Below are 319 nucleotides of genomic sequence, written 5' to 3'. Positions count from 1 at the left end.
TTTCTAAGCAATTTACCGAAAAATTTTCGTTTGACACTTTTCAAAACGACAAAATGATTCAAATTCCAATGCAAAATGGCGGGACATTTCAGTTCTGCAAGCTGATCCAACTCCAAGCGCAGGGGACGCGCAGCCATGTGCATCGCTCCCGCATATCGTACGAGTTGCGCTAAGGTTGTCCCCTTCAGGCTTATCGAAAACTTTCGGCGCAACTCAGGCAAGCCGACGTGATAGCCAAAATAATTTCAAATCATGGCCAGACTAGCAATGCCACATTCGCTTTTTTCAGTTTGGAGTATAGTTTTCATCAAGTCTATAT

The 319-nt window shown here is 43.6% G+C and carries 1 pseudogene; it reads right to left on the bottom strand.

The annotated features are described in order from the left end of the window. Positions 1-233, bottom strand: a pseudogene (locus V3391_RS17855) (cysteine peptidase family C39 domain-containing protein); the annotation flags it as partial. Between the last annotated feature and the right edge of the window lie 86 nt (positions 234-319).

The organism is Luteimonas flava (assembly GCF_036584485.1).
In the GTDB taxonomy this organism is placed as follows: domain Bacteria; phylum Pseudomonadota; class Gammaproteobacteria; order Xanthomonadales; family Xanthomonadaceae; genus Luteimonas; species Luteimonas flava.
The sequence above is the reverse complement of the archived record's forward strand: the minus strand, read 5'-3'. Positions and strand labels throughout refer to the sequence as shown.